Source organism: Algoriphagus aquimarinus (assembly GCF_900112005.1).
GTDB classification, from domain to species: domain Bacteria; phylum Bacteroidota; class Bacteroidia; order Cytophagales; family Cyclobacteriaceae; genus Algoriphagus; species Algoriphagus aquimarinus.
Genome location: NZ_FOKK01000014.1, coordinates 1 through 20,016 on the forward strand (window position 1 = coordinate 1; position 20,016 = coordinate 20,016).

At 41.2% G+C, this 20,016-nt stretch carries 12 protein-coding genes; 10 read left to right on the forward strand and 2 right to left on the reverse strand.

Going from position 1 to position 20,016, the window contains the following annotated elements:
- The 10 genes from BM291_RS16175 to BM291_RS16225 all read left to right on the forward strand — a co-directional run.
- Positions 1 to 505, forward strand: a 505-nt coding sequence (locus tag BM291_RS16175) for a c-type cytochrome (protein ID WP_139229115.1), incomplete at its 5' end; no start/stop codon positions are given.
- 330 nt (positions 506 to 835) lie between these two features.
- Positions 836 to 3,895, forward strand: a complete 3,060-nt coding sequence (locus BM291_RS16180) for a SusC/RagA family TonB-linked outer membrane protein (RefSeq protein ID WP_092899324.1) — start codon at positions 836 to 838, stop codon at positions 3,893 to 3,895.
- A 17-nt stretch (positions 3,896 to 3,912) separates the two neighbouring features.
- Entirely contained in the window at positions 3,913 to 5,427 is a 1,515-nt protein-coding gene (locus tag BM291_RS16185) for a RagB/SusD family nutrient uptake outer membrane protein (protein ID WP_092899326.1), read from the forward strand.
- A gap of 213 nt (positions 5,428 to 5,640) precedes the next feature.
- Positions 5,641 to 7,245: a sulfatase family protein gene (locus tag BM291_RS16190; RefSeq protein ID WP_092899328.1), complete on the forward strand. Its 1,605-nt coding sequence runs from the start codon at positions 5,641 to 5,643 to the stop codon at positions 7,243 to 7,245.
- Between the two features lie 34 nt (positions 7,246 to 7,279).
- The gene (locus tag BM291_RS16195; RefSeq protein ID WP_092899330.1) at positions 7,280 to 8,959 is read left to right on the forward strand and encodes a sulfatase; all 1,680 of its coding nucleotides are present in this window, start codon (positions 7,280 to 7,282) and stop codon (positions 8,957 to 8,959) included.
- A 50-nt stretch (positions 8,960 to 9,009) separates the two neighbouring features.
- The gene (locus tag BM291_RS22165; protein ID WP_217647329.1) at positions 9,010 to 9,444 is read left to right on the forward strand and encodes a hypothetical protein; all 435 of its coding nucleotides are present in this window, start codon (positions 9,010 to 9,012) and stop codon (positions 9,442 to 9,444) included.
- Between the two features lie 6 nt (positions 9,445 to 9,450).
- Positions 9,451 to 10,629 carry a sialate O-acetylesterase gene (locus BM291_RS16200; RefSeq protein ID WP_217647330.1) on the forward strand — a complete coding sequence of 393 codons (1,179 nt, stop codon included), beginning with the start codon at positions 9,451 to 9,453 and terminating at the stop codon, positions 10,627 to 10,629.
- Positions 10,630 to 10,758: 129 nt separating this feature from the next.
- On the forward strand, positions 10,759 to 12,363 hold the full coding sequence (locus tag BM291_RS16205; RefSeq protein ID WP_217647331.1) for an alpha-L-fucosidase: 1,605 nt from the start codon (positions 10,759 to 10,761) through the stop codon (positions 12,361 to 12,363).
- Positions 12,364 to 12,422: 59 nt separating this feature from the next.
- The gene (locus tag BM291_RS16210) at positions 12,423 to 13,973 is read left to right on the forward strand and encodes a sulfatase family protein (protein WP_092899332.1); all 1,551 of its coding nucleotides are present in this window, start codon (positions 12,423 to 12,425) and stop codon (positions 13,971 to 13,973) included.
- A 745-nt stretch (positions 13,974 to 14,718) separates the two neighbouring features.
- A complete protein-coding gene (locus BM291_RS16225) occupies positions 14,719 to 15,306 on the forward strand; it encodes a Crp/Fnr family transcriptional regulator (RefSeq protein WP_175499729.1) in 588 nt (195 codons plus the stop codon).
- A gap of 91 nt (positions 15,307 to 15,397) precedes the next feature.
- Here BM291_RS16225 and BM291_RS16230 read toward each other — a convergent pair whose 3' ends face one another.
- Positions 15,398 to 16,765 (reverse strand): alkaline phosphatase family protein, encoded by a 1,368-nt coding sequence (locus BM291_RS16230; protein ID WP_092899340.1) that lies wholly within the window; start codon positions 16,763 to 16,765, stop codon positions 15,398 to 15,400.
- 61 nt (positions 16,766 to 16,826) lie between these two features.
- Entirely contained in the window at positions 16,827 to 19,997 is a 3,171-nt protein-coding gene (locus BM291_RS16235; RefSeq protein WP_092899342.1) for a TonB-dependent receptor, read from the reverse strand.
- Positions 19,998 to 20,016 lie beyond the last annotated feature (19 nt).

Here is a 20,016-nt window from a genome sequence, read left to right on the forward strand (position 1 = left end):
GCCTGCTTATGAGGCCGCAGTAGCACACATATCTGGACTTTCTGTGAAAGAGAAAAAAGAAGAAGACATCAAGTCTTCACTTACTGGTTCGGACAGAGAGCTATTTATCCTAGGAAAGGAAATCTACGCTAGAGAAGGCTTCTGTAGCACCTGCCACCAACCGGATGGGCAAGGACTTTCCGCTTCTGGCTTTCCACCACTTGCAGATACTCCTTGGGTGACGGGCAATGAAGAGCGCCTGATCAAAATAGTCTTGAAAGGCGTAATGGGTCCTATTACGGTAAAAGGAAAAGATTATCCTGGCCAAGTTCCTATGACTCCTTTCGAAGGCATGCTTGATGATTCTCAAGTAGCAGCAGTACTGACTTTCGTCAGAAACTCTTTTGGAAATCAGGCTTCAGCCATTTCGCCAGATTTGGTGAAAAAGGTAAGAGAAGAAATAAAGGATCACACTGGTTTTTATCAGCCTGCAGATTTGCTAAAAGCACATCCGATGGAAAAGTAATCCTTCGATAGGTTTAGAAAGTAATAAATACCGGATGTATGAGGTGTAATTTGAAATTACACTTCAGCATTCGGTGTTTTTTTTTGATGTAGATAAATCAAACCTAAGGGCGTTTATAACTCATTTTTTAATTAAGGAGGTGCAGCAGAGGAACTGAAAATTGACTTTTGTTGCTAACGAAATATTAATCTGACAATAGGTGTGCACAGGTGTGTCTTGTAAATAATTCGCTTTCAGGACAGTAGCTTAATTGGATAATAATACCTTTTACAAAAGATAGATCCGGTTCAGCCTGTGTCTATTTAGATGTTCAACCCAAAATTTAACCATATGAAAAAGCACTTTACCCTGCTTACGTTTTTCATGCTGTTAACAGTTTTTGCCCTACAGGCACAAGACAAAGTGATTAGCGGAAAAATAGTTGATACGTCAGGTGAAACAATGCCCGGCGTTACAATAATCCAGAAGGGCACTGCCAATGGCACTGCCTCTGATATTGATGGGAAATATTCATTGTCAGTTCCTGATGGAGCTACACTTGTATTTTCATTTATCGGATATTCCTCCATTGAAAAGACTGTCGGTTCAGCTAGCGTTATAGATATAACAATGCAGATAGATGAATCAGAGCTTGATGAAGTCGTAGTAATAGGATACGGAAGCCAAAAGAAAAGTGATTTGACTGGAGCTGTTGGTTCTGCGTCAGGTGAAAAACTTCAAGAGCGACCAACATCGTCTTTACCTCAAGCGCTTTCCGGTAAGATAGCTGGTGCAAACGTGTCTCAAAACTCAGGGAAACCAGGAGGGAAAACGCAGATCAGGATTAGAGGTAATACCTCTGTGAGTCTTGACAACAGTCCTCTTTATGTAGTAGATGGGGTGATCCTTGTTTCTACTTCATTGAGTGATAATTCCAGCCCCATTGATTACATCAATTCGAATGACATTCAATCCGTAGAAGTTCTGAAAGATGCTTCTGCCACAGCAATTTATGGCTCAAGAGGTGCTAATGGTGTAGTATTGGTAACCACCAAAAGAGGTAGTACCTCTGGAGTGAAAATAGGATACGATTCTTATTATGGTGTAGGGAAAATCGCCAAAAAAGTGGGCGTGCTTAATTCCGAGGAATTTTTAATGATTGAAGATGTAGCCTATCAAAATGCCGAGAAATACGATGCTGTAGGATGGGCCAACGGGAAATATACAGATCCAGCGTTAAAAAGAACTAATCCCTTACTATTTGATGCTAATGGGAATCCTCTATATGATACAGATTGGCAGGATGAAGTTACTCAATCCGCTTTTTCCCAAAATCATCAATTGTCTTTCACTGGCGGAAGCGAGGCGGGTAGTTTTGGTGCCTTTTTAGGATATACAGGTGAAGAGGGGATTATGAAAGAATCCTCACTCGATCGTTATTCTGCAAGATTTGTTTTTGATACCAGTTACAAAAAGTGGTTTAAAGTAGGAGGGAGTCTTGGCTATAATCAGCAGAATGAACGACTTATTCATGATTCTTGGGTAGGTAGAAATATGATTGAGGCTATTCCTATCATCCCTGTGAAGTATGATGACGGTTCATGGGCCAGTAATTTAGATTATCCTGGCATGGAAGGCGGACCAAATCCAGTGCAGGTGGGGCAAGAATATCTCAAATACTTAAAAACCAATACAGTTTTGGGTAATGTCTTTGTCAATTTCACCTTAGCTGAGGGATTGGAAATGAGGTCCTCCGTAGGTGTGAATTACATTCACCAAAAGACGCAGGAGTATGCAGGTAGAACTCTCAATTTCATTGGTACACCTACAAATGGATATGCACAAATTTTCACCAATGAGTTCTTTTCTTGGCAATTTGAAAATTACCTGACTTATAATAAAACTTTCAACGACATCCATTCCTTTACTGGATTACTTGGGATTTCCTGGCAGCAGACAGATAGGTCTAATTATAATGTTCGCGTAAACAATTTCTCAGACGATTTTTTCAGTTTCAATAATTTGGCAGCTGGATCTGTGCCAGTGGCTCCGACCTCAAGTGCATCAGTAGAGGGCATTAATTCCTATTTCGGTAGGATTAATTACGGTCTGAAGGACAAATATTTAATGACAGTAACAGGGAGGATTGATGGTTCTTCAAAATTCGGTGAAAACAACAGGTATGCATTTTTTCCTTCAGCTGCTTTAGCGTGGAAAGTTTCTGAAGAGGGTTTTCTTGCTGGCTCATCTCTAATATCAAACCTTAAGGTTAGGTCTAGTTATGGGGAAACAGGTAACTCAGGTATTCCAGCTTACGGTGCTTTAGCTGGATTAAGCAGTGCGTATTCTTACGTGTACGGGGGCTCAGTAGTAAAAGGAATTGGCAAAGGTTCTCTGGCTAATCCTGAGCTTAAATGGGAAAGGACAAAACAGATTGATGCTGGGTTTGAGCTTGGCTTTTTTAATCAAAGAATCTCCCTTGAGGCCGACGTTTATCTCAAAGAAACAACAGATATGTTGTTAAATGCTCCTGTGCCCCTGAGTAGTGGGTATGCCACTGTATTTAGAAATATTGGTAGCATGGAAAATAAGGGCATAGAGCTCTCACTTAATACTGTGAATATTGAGAATGATGATTTCTCTTGGGAAACGACGTTTAATATCTCCATGAATAAAAATGAGGTAACTGCGCTATCAGGAGGTAGTGATATCTTTTCAGGGAATACAATTATCCGTGAAGGTGAACCGGTAGGATCATTTTGGGGATGGCAACATCTTGGTACTTGGGGCTCTGATGAAGCAGATGAGGCAGCCGTTTATAATTGGCTACCAGGTGACATTAAATTGAGAGATGTCAACGAGGATGGATCTATTAATGATGCTGATAAAGTCATCATCGGAAATGGAATGCCTAAAGGATATGGAAGTTTTATCAACTCTATAAACTACAAGAATTTCGAATTTTCATTGGATTTACAATTTACCTACGGTAATGATGTGATGTATCTGACAACACGTCCTCAGGAAAACCGCCAGGGAATTGCTAATAGCCTGAGTACCGTGCTGGATGCCTGGACACTGGATAATCAGGATACGGAAATTGCCCAGTGGAGACCTGTTTCGGCTGGATATGATAACAGGGATACAGATCACATGATCCAAGATGGTTCATTCATCAGAGGAAGAAATATGCTGTTGGCTTATAATTTCTCATCTGATCTACTGGATAAAATACATCTACAAAGATTACGTGTGTATACCTCTTTGCAGAATTTCTTTTTGATAACGAAATATCAAGGATATGACCCGGAGGCTCAAACTTCCAACACACCATTTGGACAGGGTGAAGTGAATTTTCAGCAATATCCAAGACCAAAAGTAATTATGGTCGGATTGAATGTTTCATTCTAATTTAAAATAAGACACAAATGAAGACTCATATAAAAAATAAGCTACAAGCCATATTTACAGGAACCCTGTTGTTATTTAGCGCAAGTTGTTCTGATTTTCTGGGAGAAACAGATCCTTCAAATATCACAGCAGATAGCTATTACCAGACCGCAGAACATGCTCAAGCCGCAATTACTGCCGTCTATTCTAATTTGAAGGATATCAGAGGTGGTTCGTATGGGGGAGGACCTTGGTTGATGGCTGAGTTTGCCACTGGGTTGGCTGATTCAGATTTAGGACAGGCTGACAATAGTAATATCATTAGGAATTTGAATAATAACTCCGACAACGCATATGGTTTAGCTCACTGGAGATCAAATTATGAAGGTATCGCTAATGCAAACTTAGCGATAGCTAAAATTCCAGGAATCCAGATGAATGAAGAGCTCAAGAAAAAATATTTAGGAGAAGCTAAGTTTCTTAGAGCTCATTATTATTATCAATTGGTAAGACTGTTTGGAAAGGTTCCTTTAATCTTAGATCCTATAGATTTAGCATCTAAAGATCTTTATCCTACACAAGCATCCGAAGAGGAGGTTTATACACAGATTGTAAAGGATTTGATTGAGGCAGAGGGTGCGGGCTTACCAGCCAAGGATCCTGCCGGTAAAGTTACCTCGGGAGCTGTGAAAACACTTTTATCGAGCGTTTATCTGACCATGGCTGGATATCCTTTGCAAAAAGGCGCTACTCATTATAAACTGGCAGCAGACAAATCCAAGGAGGTTATTGACAATGCTGTAACATATGGTTATAGTTTGTTTCCTAGCTATGATGATCTACATAATCCAGCAAAGAAAAATATAGGGGAGAATATATTTATGGTGCAATACAAAACCCTTACAGCACCATCGAATTGGCAGCCTCTCATAATACCATATAACATGAATATCTCTGCATATTCTGACCAGACTGGAGCTATTTATGCTAATCTTGACTTCATTAAATCCTATGAAACAGGTGATAAAAGAATAGAAGAAAAAGCGTTCTATTTTACAGAGTATACCTTGAAAACTGACAGATCCAAAAAAGTTAATTTGGGAGGATATTTTCTCTATAAGCATTTTGATATTCAGGCAAACCTTTTGTCGGCAAGTGCCGATCTCAACTGGTCGCTATATCGCTATGCAGAGCTGTTATTAATATATTCTGAGGCTTCAAATGAAGTTTCAGGACCAACTGCTTTGGGCTATGAGGGGTTGAATGCGATTAGAAGCCGAGCTGGGTTGACCGCTCATACAGGGCTTTCTCAAAGTGAATTCAGGGAAGCAGTATGGAGAGAGAAGTGGCATGAGCTCAGTTACGAAGCTGTAACTTGGTTTGATATGGTTAGGGTTAGAAAAGGGTTCAATGTAAGCAATGGTACCTTTGATGATTTTGTAGGACATCAATTTGCCTACGGCCCTACCTTGACTGCCAGGGAATTATTATTCCCAATCCCAACAAGCGAAGTAAGAAACAACACTAATCTCATCCAGAATCCTGGTTATTAAAAATCATGTTCAATTTGCATCAACATAAGATTCTAATTCTTTATGTGAGAATATATAGTACAATATAGAATGGGTTTTATATTTTAAAGGGGAGTTGGATGCTGCAAATGCAGTAGTACTCAACTTCCTTTTTTTTATTGGAAAGCAATGTAAAAGAGCAATTTTTATGAAATGAATCAACTTAGCAGAAAGTATTAATTTGTATCTAAAGTAATGAAACATTCGTGGAATATAATTCTTCCCTTAGCAGCTGTGTTGGGTATACTATCCTCCAAACCAGCGAATTCTCAGATAAATTCAAAACCAAATATCATCATCATTTACACTGATGATCAAGGGTATGGGGATGTAGGAGCATTAAATCCTGATGCAAAATTCCTTACTCCAAATATGGATAAAATAGCAAATGAGGGAGTAATATTCACTGATGGGCATAGCAGTGATGCAGTCTGTACCCCATCGAGATACTCCCTTCTCACCGGAAGGTATAGCTGGCGAACATCTCTAAAAAAAGGAGTGCTAGATGCAGATGGACCAAGTCTCATCGAGGAGGGAAGAATGACCATAGCTTCCTTGCTTCAAGAAAATGGCTACAACACCGCCATGATAGGTAAATGGCATTTGCAGATGGAATTTGCAGGGACGCTGGGTAAAGACAGAGATTGGTCTGTCCCATTTGAAGAAGGGCCAATAGATCATGGTTTCGATTATTTCTATGGAATACCTGCCTCAATGAACTATGGTATTTTAACTTACTTAGAAAATGATCGAGTGTTGGATCCTCCAGTTTTGTGGACAAAGAAAAAGGATGTCTCCGATCCCAGGTCCTTTCAGAATCATGTTAATCCAAATGATTACAGAATGACTCCACCTTATGTAGACGAGGTTGGTGAAGGAGGCGGATGGGTAGAGGTTGCGCCATCTTTTAATGATGAGCTTGTGTTGGAAACCCTCACTTCTCATGCTGTGGAATATATCAATAACGCTGCTGTAGAGTCAAAGGATGGGAAACCGTTTTTTCTATACTTGCCGTTGACTAGTCCACATTTGCCACATAGCACACATCCAGATTTCCGAGGACTAAGTGAATGTGGTAACTACGGGGATTTTATGCAGGAAACGGATTTTAGGGTGGGGCAAATACTAGATGCGCTGGATGCCAATGATATTGCCAACAATACGCTGGTGATTTTTTCCTCCGACAATGGAGCTGAAACCAATTATACCTACCACCAAAAAGTATATAATCACTACAGTAATCTAAACTTCAAAGGAGGGAAACGCGATATCTATGAAGGTGGTCATCGTGTTCCTTATCTGATGCGTTGGCCGGACAAAATCAAGCCAGGAAGCCAGGTTGATATTGCAGTTAGCCAGACAGATTACCTTGCTACTGTTGCAGCTATTGTAGGAGTGACGCTTCCAGATAATGCAGGAGAAGACAGCTACGATCTTTTACCCCTGATGCTGGGGAAAAGCACTGCTTCGGATGTCAGGGGTGCTGTCATTCATCATTCCGTGACAGGGCACTTTGCTATTCGTGATGGTAAATGGAAATTGAATATGCTTCGGGGTTCTGGTGGATCATTGCAGCCTGTTTTTGTGGAAACCAAATCAGGAGAACCTATTTATGAACTCTATAACATGGAAGTTGATCCAGGAGAGATGAATAATCTATTTGATCAGTATCCTGAGGTAGTTAAACAACTCACTGCCAAGATCACTAAAATCATTTCCAACGGACGTTCTACTCCGGGGGCTCCTCAGGATTTTGTTAAGTCGGACTGGCCTCAATTGACCTGGATGAAGGTGGAGTGAATTTGAAGTAGTTAAATGAGTAAAAAACAAACACATGACAATTCATAATAGGCTAATAAGCTCTTTATCTATTTTTGCGGTAACACTATTGACCAGTTCTGGAATTCCGTCCTTTGAAGTTGGTCGCAGGTTGTCGGATCAAGATGATTCTGAGCCGATCAATGGACCTTTAGTGTCCTATTCTGAAGGAGAGGAAGATTCAAAGCCAAACATTCTTTTTATCCTAGTTGATGATTTGGGCTATTCGGATTTGAGTTATACAGGAAGTGAATATTATGAAACGCCAAACATAGATAGGATTGCTCGCGAAGGCACTGTCTTTACCAATGGCTATGCGGCCGCTCCTGTTTGTAGCCCTTCGCGTGCCAGTATCATGACTGGTAAAACTCCTGCCCGACATGATATTACAGTTCATATTGGGTCCCCCTCGGGCGTAGAATGGCGTACAAGAAACCGTTTCAGGAAACTTCTTCCTGCAGATTACACGCATAATTTGCCAGCAGAATACGTGACCATGCCGGAGGCATTACGTGAGGTTGGTTACAAAACTTTTTTTGCAGGAAAATGGCATTTGGGAGATGAGGGTTCCTGGCCAGAAGATCATGGATTTGATATCAATATCGGTGGCTGGACTTCGGGAGGACCTAATGGAGGCTATTTTGATCCCTACAACAACCCGAATTTACCAAATAGAACTCCAGGTGAAAATCTGTCTTATAGACTCGCAGATGAAACAGTGAAGTTTATGCAGGAAAATAATCCTGCGAAAACGGGAAAACCTTTCTTCGCATTCTTGTCATTTTATGCGGTTCATTCCGCCATTCAAACTAGTCAAGAAAAATGGAAAAAATACCGGGATAAAGCCGAGCAAATGGGCTTATCAGAAACGGGATACAGTATGGGTAAATACTTGCCAATCCGTCAAGTGCAGGACAATCCAATTTATGCTGGGCTCGTGGAGCAAATGGATGAAGCAGTAGGAGAGGTGTTGAGAGCTTTGGATGAGTTGGGACTGGATGAAAATACAATCGTTGTCTTTACTTCAGACAATGGTGGCGTAGCTGCCGGAGATAACTTTTCGACGAGCAACAAACCACTGCGTGCGGGCAAAGGATATCAGTATGAGGGCGGTATCAGAGAACCTTATTTCATTAAAATTCCAGGCCTTTCCAAACCAGGAGAGCAAGTCGATTTCCCTGTTTCAGGAATAGATTTCTTTCCTACATTATTGGACTTGGCTGGAGCAGAACTTCTGCCTAAGGAGCACAATGATGGTATTAGTCTTCTGCCTTTGATGAAGGGAGAGGCGCTGGCTGAGCGTCCACTTTTTTGGCATTTTCCGCATTATGGTAATCAGGGCGGAGAGCCGTCATCCATTATCCGAAGAGGAGATTGGAAACTTATTCACTATTACGAAGACGGGAGGAAAGAACTATATAACCTCGCCATGGATATAAGCGAAACCACAAATTTGTCGGAAAAGCATCCTGAAAGAGTGCAAGAAATGGGGAAGGAATTGTTTGGTTACCTGACAAAAGTTGGTGCCAAATATCCCGTTCCTGATCCGGAATACAGCGAAGCAAAGGAGAAGGAATACCTTCATAAAGTTGAGTTTGAAAATATGCCAGCTTTGGAGAAACAGCGGTTAGAAATGCTTTCAAATGAGTTTGATCCCGGTAACAAGTGGTGGGGAAGCATGGTGACCCGCGATTAATTCGAAGTACTTTAAGACGTAAGGAAAATTAAAAACTAATTTGACTAAGAATGACTAGTAATGGAAATAGGGATTCGGGAATGTTAATGAGATCATTTGTCTCTGAAAGACACTCAGGTTTTCTCATGCAAACCAAACTTACCCGCTTCAAATACGCAGGTTTAGTCTTCTGCCTATTTATTTTCACGGCTTCTTTTACCTTCGCCCAGCAAGTATTAAAACCTGCTACAATTTTTTCAGATCATATGGTTTTGCAACGGGAACAGCCTGTTCCTGTTTGGGGAGTAGCCACGCCCAATGAAGAAATCACAGTCACATTTGCAGGGCAAGCCAAGAGTGTAATCGCAGATAAGGAAGGTAAATGGATGGTGAAGCTAGATCCTTTAACCGCTTCTACAGTTAGTAGGGAAATGCTTATTTCTGGGACGAGTAAGGTAGCCCTATCGGATATTTTGGTTGGTGAGGTATGGATTTGCTCTGGTTAATCAAATATGCAATTTCCTGTAGCGGCTGTTCCAGAGGTGAAGGGATTGATTCCTTTTATGAAAAACATTAGAAGTTTTGAGGTGGGACGAACTGTATCTCTTGAAGAAAGTGAAGACGTCATAGGGGAATGGAGTACAGAACACCCTTCAAGCGCTGTAGCTTTTGGCTTTGCTTATTTTCTAGAAGAGCTTTCGGATATCCCTGTGGGAATCATTCACAGTTCCTGGGGTAGTTCTTCTTTGGAAGCATGGATGCCGAGGGATATGGGGTCTGAACTTCCCTATTTTAAAGAAATAATGGATGAATTTGATGGGGACAAAGCTACTCAGGAAAGGATTGCTCAAATTCTGGCTAGCCCATCCAAGTGGTCAAATCAAGATGATATTTTCCTTAGGCGTCAGCCGAATATTCTTTACAATGCCATGATAAAGCCGCTTGCTCCTTTTGCCTCCAGAGGTTTGGTGTGGTATCAAGGTGAGCGAAATACGCGATACTTATCTGGAGTGCCTGAGGTGACGGAAGAAAACTGGTTTCATCGGGTGGCTGGAATGAAAGAGTATGGAAGCGTACTCAAAGAATGGATGCTGCGCTACAGAGAGGAGTGGCAAAATGATGAAATGAACTTGCTGGTGGTGATGCTTCCAGGCTATGGAAAAGGAACTGAGAAAAAACCAGATATTGATCCGGAAGATCCTACGGAGGAATCCTGGGCTTGGATGCGGGAGTCACAGTTACAGGTGTTGGATTTGCCTTATACCGCTGTTGCCAATACGATTGACCTAGGCGATAAGACTAATATTCATCCTACGGATAAACTTCCTGTAGGGCAACGGTTGGCCTTGCTGGCAGCTGTAAATACATTAGGGGATGATAGGCTGGTTACGGGGCCAATGATGCTTGATGTACAAGAAAAAGGAAGTGAATTAATCGTACACTTCAGCAATGCTAAGGGGCTAAAAACCTCTGACGGCAAAGCCCCATCTGGCTTTTGGCTTGCCGACGAAGCAGGTGACTGGAAGCGGGCGGAGGCCAGATTGGAAGGAGAAAGTATTGTATTAAGTTCAGAGGGAATTTCACAACCTAAGTACATACGTTATGCATTTGCAGGCATGCCAAGGGTAAATCTGGTCAACGAATTAGAATTGCCTGCCTATCCATTCCGAACAGATTCCTTTGAACATTGAGGAGGATGGTTCTAGGGTAGATTTTTTGTTTTCTGACATTTATTTTATCAGTACAGAACAGGACAATTTGGAGTGTAAACTTGGTTTCATTTGGTTAGACACAAATCATCTTACCTAAGCTTTGTAAAATTGAAAAAATTTAGAATTACAGCCCCTTTGCTTTTCATATCATGTCTAGCTTTTTCTTGCAGTGAGAAATCAACATCCGAGGACCAAGCATCTATTGAAGGAAATGCAGAGGTGGTTCTATATGATGGCAGCTGGGAAGCCTTACAGCAAATGCCAATTCCCGCTTGGTTTGATGATGGCAAAATAGGACTTTTCATTCACTGGGGACCATACAGTGCGATTGGTTATAGAAAAGAGGGACGTGGCTATGCCGAGCACGTGCCTAAATTATTATACAGTGATTCCTTGCATTACTTTCCGTACATGGAAGAGCGTTGGGGAGCTAAACCTCCGGAATTTGGCTATAAAGACATCATTCCAGAATTCAAAGCTGAAAAATGGAACCCAGATGAATGGGCAACGCTTTTTGCCGAGGTAGGGGTCAAATACGTTGTGCTTACAGCTGAGCATCATGACGGATTTTCCAATTGGGATTCTGATATAAATCCGTGGAATTCCATGGATATGGGCCCCAAACGGGATTTAGTAGGTGAGCTGGGAGTAGCTGTGAGGAAGCAAGGATTGAAGTATGCGCCTTCTTATCACCGTGAGCGACACACAGGTTTTTTCACCAAGGAACAATTTACTGTGTATGGCGAACCTCAGGCTGCCATTGCTGAAGAGATTCGTAGGGTTCCAGAAGCGGCTTCTCTTTATGGTCCTTTTGAATACAGTAAGGAATTCGTCGATGACTACGTGGCGAGATGGAAGGAGATTCAGACGAAGTATAAACCTGATTTTCTTTGGATAGATGATGTGCCTATTTTCACTAGAGACGGAAATAATCCTGAAACAGGCTTTAGACCAGAGATTCAATATTTCTACGATCAGTATAGGCTAATGATCACTGATTTTATGAATAATGGTTTGCAAACAGGCCAGGAAGTTTATTTGAATAACAAAGGAGGAAATAGAAACTGGCCTGCAGGAGTAGGAAGTTTGGAAAAAGATAATCTTAAGCTAAGTGTGATTGGTCCTAAGTGGCAGAGTTGTACCACGTTTGGGACTTCGTTTGGTTACCTGCAAAATGATACCTACAAATCCACGAGTGATGTAATCCATGAAATGGTAGAGGTAGTTTCACGCAACGGAAACTTTTTGATCAATATTGGTCCTCGGGCGGACGGAACGATTCCGGAAGAACAGGTAGAGCGATTACGTGAGATGGGCAACTGGTTGAAAATTAATGGGGAAGCGATCTACGGCACTAGGTATTGGAAGGAGGATCATCAGTTGCAGGGCAATATTTCCTTTACTACCAAAGGCAATGATTTGTATGCAATCGCAATGAATCAACCTGAAGGAAACCTGCTAATTGAAGGGACTAAAGGTTGGGGGAGTGCCGATGTTTTGGAGGTTTCGCTACTGGGTTCTGAGGATGAGGTTCAGTGGAAAATGACAGCTGATGGTCTGGAAATCACAACTCCGAAGACCATAGGAAAAAGCACTTACGCTTGGGCTTTTAAAATAAAAACCACGCAAAATCAGCATGTTCCCAATGCGATTGAAACTGATGCTGACAAGGCATTGAAAGGCACTCAAAAAGTAGATTTGGATGGAAATTAGTGAGTTTATAGTAGAGAGAATGAAGCATTTCCAACTTTAACAATATCCCATATTTAAGTATGAAATCTTTGAAAGTGAATAGAATTCTATCGGTGCTAATTTGCGTAGTCAGTTTTGCTTCAAGCAGTGTTGGCCAAACTAGTTCCAACAGCGCAACGGATCAAAAGAAGCCTAATATTATTTTCATTCTTGCTGATGACTTGGGTTATGGTGATGTGTCAGCATATAACGAGCATTCGAAGATTCAAACCAAAAACATTGACCGTCTCGCCTCCAAGGGAGTAAAGTTTACCGATGCTCATACTAGCAGTGCGGTTTGTACGCCAACTCGTTATGGCATTCTTACAGGAAGGTATAATTGGCGATCCACTCTCAAGCAACATGTTCTCTATGGCTATAGTAAACCCTTGATTTCCGATGATCGAATTACCATTGGATCTTTTTTGCAAGAGCAAGGTTATAAAACAGCCGGAATAGGGAAGTGGCACCTTGGCTGGGATTGGGATAATATAGAAGCAGGGGACACACTTGTGAATTTTTCCAATAAAATAAAAAACGGGCCAACAACTAGAGGTTTTGATTATTGGTATGGATTCAGTGGATCTCTGGATATGGCTCCCTATGTCTGGGTAGAAAATGATCAGCCTACCATGGTGCCCAGCAAGTATACCCAAAATACAGGTCAGCAAATATGGCGGAAGGGACTTACATCTGATGATTTTGTACATGAACAAGCACTTCCTGAAATAACACAGAAAACTGTTCAATTCATTAATGAAAATGCTAAAGGAGATCAACCATTTTTTGTGTATATGCCTTTACCAGCGCCACATACACCCATTTTACCTACTCTTGAATTTCAAGGTAAAAGTGGATTGGAGAATCCCTATGGAGACTTTGTGCTTATGGTGGATTGGGTAGTGGGGGAAGTGATGAATGCCTTGGAAGAACAAGGGATTGCAGATAACACAATACTCATTTTCACTAGTGACAATGGCTGTTCCAACCAAGCAGATTTTGAGCAGTTAGCAACCAAAGGACATGATCCCAGCTATGTTTTTAGGGGTCATAAGGCAGATATTTTTGAAGGGGGACATCGGGTTCCGTTCATTGTTCGCTGGCCAGAAAAAGTTAAGCCTGAAACTTCAAACCAGTTGGTGTGTACTACAGATTTTTTTGCTACAGTTGCTGACATCTTGAAGTCAAAAGTAGAAGATCACTATGCAGAAGATAGTTACAGTTTCACAGCTGCACTTGGTTTGGCTTCATCACAAGCTCAGCGAGAAAGTATTGTGCACCATTCCATCGATGGTTCATTCGCTTACCGCAAAGGAGATTATAAAGCCATCTTTACAGCGGGTTCTGGTGGGTGGAGTTTTCCTAAGCCAAACGACGAAGCAATTAAAAGCCTTCCACCATTTCAGTTGTATAACCTAGCCTCCGATATCGGAGAAGAGAATAACCTTCAAGCCGAGCAGGCGGCATTGCTGGAGCAATATAGATTGGAACTTGCCAAGATTGTTTCAGATGGAAGAAGTACTTCTGGTGCTCCCCAGAAAAATGACGGTCCGGCGACTTGGCCTCAGTTGAGTTGGATGACAGGTAATTAAATAGCTCTTAATATATTGTTCTTACCTCAATATCAAGAGCAGTTATTTGTCAGGACGAGTCAGCTCCTGTGGTCCTGCTCCTCTTTCTGCTGATGGGGCTGACTGATCTTATTTATCCTTCCGGAAAGTACGCTGCGAAATTCTTGTGGGTAGTATGCTACCAGTATGGTTATGTAGTAAGCTGCTATGCCTACGGCCAAGGTGCTGAAGTATGTGTTCCAGGTAATTGCTTCCAACATGGGATTTCTGTTTTGTTGAAGAGGGTTAGTTTCCCGCTGACAGAAGCAAATTTGTGAGTTGTAAATCCTTGTTTTTTTACACTGTTGTGGTAGCTACCAAAAAAAATGTTTTATAAATAATTGGTTATGAGCTGAAGTTTTTTTCCCCTGAATTCTTCCAAAGCTAGTCCTTGGGTGCGATGCGTCCAGGAGCTTCCGGCATAAAGCCGCTGGCTGCGCTTCACTTTTTATTCCTTTGCCTTTCGGTCTTTGGCGCGTAAGGCCAGATCGAGTTTCATTATTCATTGTTCACCAAAACGAAAAGAAATTATGGATACGCTGGAAAGAAATAATGATCTATTTGAAATAGCTGAATTCAAAATAAGCTATAGTGTAATCCAGTATAGCCTTATGCGGTAATGTTTTATTATCTCAATTGTTATTTAGTATTATCCTATAATTACCTTTTTCTGAAAGAATATGTAATGCCAAACATGAAGTTATCTTGCGGCCAAAATCGTAAAAAAATGAAATTCAGTCCTTACAATTTTTTGAGTGTTCACAATCCTGAAGCTATCAGCAATTTTGTAAATACGGTGGAGTATGAGAAAGGTCAGTTTCTATACCAACCACCACAGCGGATCACGCCAATTTATGAAATCGTAAAAGGAGCGATTCGTATTGGTACTTATTCTCCTATGGGAATCGAAGTCTGTTACGATATTCTTAGGCCAGGAGAATTTTTTGGAAACCTTAGGTACCTGAACGGTCAGTTTTCGGAATTTGCTAAATCACTTTCTTCCGTTGTTGTGAGAGAATACGATTGCGAGTTTTTTAAAAAAATCACAATCGTTGAGCCAGAAATTTCTGAGTGGTTTAATATTCAGGTTGTAAAAAGATGGTGTAGGGCGGAGGAACGTCTATATGCTGTACGAAGCTTGGATGCTGCCGCAAAAGTCAGGAAAATAATGTGCGATTTTCAAAATCAAATTGAAGATGCATCAGGCAGATTAATCAATTTGCAAAAGATACTAACCCTTCAGGATATAGCAGACCTGACAGGTCTAACCCGCCAAACGGTCAGCAAAGTTATCAAAGACGAGGTTTTAGCCTAAAGCTTTTACCAATTTGTAGTTTATACAAGAATGGTATGGAGAAGTGAGGATTACCCTTATTCTCCATACCATTTATTTTTGACAGAAGTTTTTATTTCTTAATGCCTGGATAAAGCGTGCTTTCTGGTAGTTCTATTGAAAGATCCAGTAGGTATTTTACTACTGAAGCTACATCTACCAAGCCCATTTCCTGTATCTCTACATTTTCTCGAATTCCGGCTCCCCAGGCTATAAAGCCTGTTTCTATTTCATCAAAGTCAGGGAAATATCCGTGAGTTCCACCCCTCGCTGCTTTCAGAATATCTCCACTCGTAGAACCTGAAAATGAAATCCCCTGAATAGGTGCTAGCGCCAAAACAGCATTTGGATCGGCACCGATTTTATCCAACTCTTTCCTATCTATGACACGAAATAGCTTTTTGATTGAATCAGGCAATTCCGTAAGTAGCTTTTGCACTTTAGCTACTGATTCTTTGTCATTTTTATCCTTCAGGTGTAAAAATGCCGATGCACCGCTGGTGTGGAAAGTAGCTTTCCAATCTCCTCGATCATTTCTGTTTTCCATCAGTCCGGCATTCACTAGCCAAATATTAGGACTGATTGATGTGTGAGTATTTACAAATCCGTGGTCTCCTGTTATGATAAATGTTGTTTTGTCAAGTATTCCCGCTCGGTCGGCTGCTTCCATTATTTTGCCTATGGCTCTATCTGTAGCTGCAACAGCCTTGTATACCATCGGCCCTTCTCTTCCTTCACTATGCTGAAAATGATCCGTAGCGATCAGGTGAATAGTAATCAGGTTAGGTTTGTACGTTTCGAGCACATATCCAGCCATATCTCCTGTTCTGTCTTCACGGTTCAGGTAGTCTCCATTAAACGTTTTCTCTGTGAGTTTACCTAATACATTCAACTCCATTTCAGCCATTAAACCTTTTGGAGTTTCCATGTCGCGCATAGGTTCTATTCTTCCACCGTTTTCCAAACTCCAGAATTCTGGAATATTATAATCTATCGGTGCATTGACAGATACTGGCCACAGGAAGCTTGCACTGGTTAATCCGTCCTTGCGGACAGCATGCCAAAGCGTAGGTACTTGTATTAACTCATTTTCCCAATACCATCTCCCAGTTTGGCCATTAGGTTCAAACGGTGCATTGTAATATATACCATGTTTTGCAGGAGGGAAACCAGTGATTACGGTAGTGTGAGAAGGGTAGGTGACTGAAGGAAATACACCAGTGACTCCCAGTGATCGAGCCCCTTCTTGTGCCATGGTCTGCAAGTTTGGTGCAGGCCATTTTTTGTCGAGATAGAAATCAGGCCTAAACCCATCAATTGATATGAGTATAACGTGCTCAGAAGGCTTGGAGGATTGCGCTTTCGCTAGATAAGGGCTAGCGAATATGAATGAGAGAATAAGTATCAAATTTATTCTCTTTGAATTGGATGATTGAATCATTAGTTGATGTTTTTTAAAGGAAGTCCGCTATCGCAGATGATTGACAGCGGACTTTTGGGGGTTAAAAGAATATTTTACCTGAAAGTTGCATTTGGAATGGTGTTCCTCCTGGAGTGGTCACCCCGACATTAGGGTTGACTTCATACTCATATGCTTTCTTGATAGGATCAAAATTCTTAATGGTAAGTAAATTTTGGTTTCCAAGAGTTTTGGAAGTACCCCATTCTTTGTTAAAAAGATTGGCCACATTGAAAATATCCAAACCTAACTCAATACCTGATTTTCTTCCTCCGGTAAAGTATATCTTCTTGGCTGCACGAAGATCCCAGTTTCCGAAGTAGGCATTTTCTCCTCCATTTCTTACTGCTACTTTTCCTAGGCTCTGACGGATATAATCTTTGGCCAGATTGTCAGGATTTGCTAGCACTGTATTCATTCCTTCACGAATAGTTTCTGACAAGCCAGGAGTTGATGGATCGAATGCAAAAGCTAAATCATTGGAGTTGACAAAATCTCCATTTACATTTCCATTAACTTTTAGAGAATAACGTGTACCACCGATTCCTGAGTAGCGCACACCTACGGTAAATCCTTTAAATGTTGGAAGTGTACCGTATAAAACCACTTTAGTTCTATACTGTCCGTTTGAATAACTCATCATGGATAGATCTCTAGGATCATCTACTACCATCTGGCTTAATGTTGCGCTGTTGGCGACATTTCCATTATAAGAAGTGTTGTCTTTGCTGTCATTCCAAGTATAGCTGGCTGTGATTTGACCATCTTTGAAGTAACGGTATGTTCCATCTAGTACCATAGTGTAGGTATTGTTTTTTCCTTCACTATTCAACTCCAATACACGGCCGATTTGATCTGTCTTTCTTCCTTTAGTCCAGTCGGCATTTCCATTGGAAGTACTGATAGTTTCTGCAGGCACATATACGCCTCGGTTTGCTTCGTCTTCAAGTGTGAAATATGGTAGATCTACCATGTTTCTGTCCACATACATGTAGTTGTTTCGGGCGATGGAAGCGATAAAGTTGATCCCTAACCTTAATCTGTTATTGAAAACTCTATTGTACATCACATTTCCTTTGTAAACTGTAGGTACTTTAAGGTCTTTACTATTCATGTTAATAGTAGTCACAGGTGTCACGCCAGGTTGATTAAGCAGGTCTATTCCCGGTGCTGTACTAGGGTCATTTCTATAGGACTCAAAGTCAGGTATTGGCACATTCGCTCCGGTGATGTCGACTGCAAATATCTTTGTTCCGTCAAATTGAAGATTGTTTACATCTGAATAGTTATTTAGCGCCGAACCGAAAATACCTCCTCCAATCCGTATGACATCCTGCTGTTTTTCATTGATGTCCCACGTAAACTGTACTCTAGGCTGAATTTGAAAGCCTCCAGTTTTTACGTCTGTTCGTAAACCCAATTCATCAAATACAGTTTGGTTGAATGTAGGACTGTTTTTATATGTCGTATAATCACCTCTTAATCCTAAAGTCAGACTCATACCTCTACCTAGATCAGTTTCAGATTGAGCATAAATCCCACCTCCAAAAATGCGCTGTTCTACCGTTGGATCTTCAGTAGCTACTTCACGTGCATATCTGTATGGTTTAAGATTGTCAAAATTGTCTAGCCCTGTAAAATAGAATCTTCCGTTAAATTCACTGGTGGCCAAAGAAGTCAAATCATTCGAAAGTAAGTCCATACCTAAGGTGAAGTTTGTTCTTCCTTTGTTGTAATAGAGATTGTTGACTAGCTGAAATACTTTTGATTCAAATCTCTCTGGAAGATAACGCTGACCGCCTAATTGAATGGTAGTATTCACATTGCTTCCATCCACAACAGATTCTACACGTTGCACGATTGCTCTTGGGATATTGGAGCTAGGAAGTTGATCGTTTGGTTTTGCATCATCTAGCGTGTACAAATATTGAAGCTTAATTTCATTGGTTAACCGATCACTTATCTCCGTTCTGAGCGATGCCATCAAGGAATTTGCAGTAGAGAGGTGATCTCCATATACTTCGTATAAGTTGATGGAACTGTTATCGGATACGCCTTGACTGTTTAAGTCGCGCGAGAAATTGTTTCGTATCGTCAGGAGATTTGATTTATTGATCTGGTAATCTATTCTGGCGAATGCAGTGTGAGAGTATCTCTTTTTGTTGAAACTCCCTGTTTGCGGGGAATCTGCTACGCCGTATTTACCACGTGCAATCTGTAGGTATCGATCCAAAGATTCCTGAGAGAGGTTATACCGGTTTTCATCTTCGGCGGTGCGGATATCTGCAATGTAAAGCGGTCGTGCATCGCGCTGTCCGTCATAGGCTACGAAGAAGTGTAGCTTATCTTTAATGATAGGGCCTCCTAGCGTGACTCCATACTGCTGAATTGCAAATTCGTCCTCTCGTTTGTTTCCTCTTGTGTCATATTTGCTAGCCAACCAATCTGCTCTATTATATAGAAAGGCAGATCCATGCACGGTATTCGTTCCTGTTTTGGTCACAGCACTTATAATCCCACCGCCACTTCTGCCGTTAGTGACGTCATAGTCGTTTGTTGATACTTCGAATTCCCTAATCGCTTCCATTGAAATAGAGAATGGTCCACGATTAGTAGCACCACTGGAAAGTGGGCTTTTGTTCGTCATCCCATCAATAGTGTAATTGGTAGAAGAATATAATTGCCCTAGTAGATTGCTTCCATTAGAGACAGGAGAGAGGTCTACAAGTGAACTGAAGTTTCTGCCATTCACTGGTAAGGTTGCCATGTCTTTTGCTGTCACAGCAGTGGAGCTGCCAAATCGGTCAATACTGTTACTTAATGAATTGGCAACGACACTTATTTCATTTAGTGATTGCACTTCTTCACTCAGCTCTACGTCAAGCTTGATGTGATTTCCCTGACTTAGAGCATATCCTGAGAATACTTTGGTTCCATAGCCCAAATAAGTACAGGTTACAGAGTAGTCAGTTGCTAATGGAAGCTGATTGACGATGTAATTCCCCTTGAGATTTGTAACTGCGGTGGCAGTAAATCCAGTTTGCTCATTTTTAATCAATAGAGCGGCACCGATGAGTGGCTCCCCACTTGAATCGGTTACTTTCCCAGAAATGGATGCATTTGTGGCTTGGGAAAAGGCTTGATAATTGAGCCCTAAATACAGGAATAGGAGAAACAATCCAGCCGCTAATTGGGAGTATCTTTTTGAACTCATAGTGTTTGAATAATGGTTT

What these genes read in the sequence shown, in the direction of transcription:
- BM291_RS16180 (WP_092899324.1), top strand. Translation starts at nt 836, where the DNA reads ATGAAAAAGCACTTTACCCTGCTTACGTTTTTCATGCTGTTAACAGTT.
- BM291_RS16185 (WP_092899326.1), top strand. Translation starts at nt 3,913, where the DNA reads ATGAAGACTCATATAAAAAATAAGCTACAAGCCATATTTACAGGAACC.
- BM291_RS16190 (WP_092899328.1), top strand. Translation starts at nt 5,641, where the DNA reads ATGAAACATTCGTGGAATATAATTCTTCCCTTAGCAGCTGTGTTGGGT.
- BM291_RS16195 (WP_092899330.1), top strand. Translation starts at nt 7,280, where the DNA reads ATGACAATTCATAATAGGCTAATAAGCTCTTTATCTATTTTTGCGGTA.
- BM291_RS22165 (WP_217647329.1), top strand. Translation starts at nt 9,010, where the DNA reads ATGACTAGTAATGGAAATAGGGATTCGGGAATGTTAATGAGATCATTT.
- BM291_RS16200 (WP_217647330.1), top strand. Translation starts at nt 9,451, where the DNA reads ATGCAATTTCCTGTAGCGGCTGTTCCAGAGGTGAAGGGATTGATTCCT.
- BM291_RS16210 (WP_092899332.1), top strand. Translation starts at nt 12,423, where the DNA reads ATGAAATCTTTGAAAGTGAATAGAATTCTATCGGTGCTAATTTGCGTA.
- BM291_RS16225 (WP_175499729.1), top strand. Translation starts at nt 14,719, where the DNA reads ATGAAATTCAGTCCTTACAATTTTTTGAGTGTTCACAATCCTGAAGCT.
- BM291_RS16230 (WP_092899340.1), bottom strand. Translation starts at nt 16,765, where the DNA reads ATGATTCAATCATCCAATTCAAAGAGAATAAATTTGATACTTATTCTC.
- BM291_RS16235 (WP_092899342.1), bottom strand. Translation starts at nt 19,997, where the DNA reads ATGAGTTCAAAAAGATACTCCCAATTAGCGGCTGGATTGTTTCTCCTA.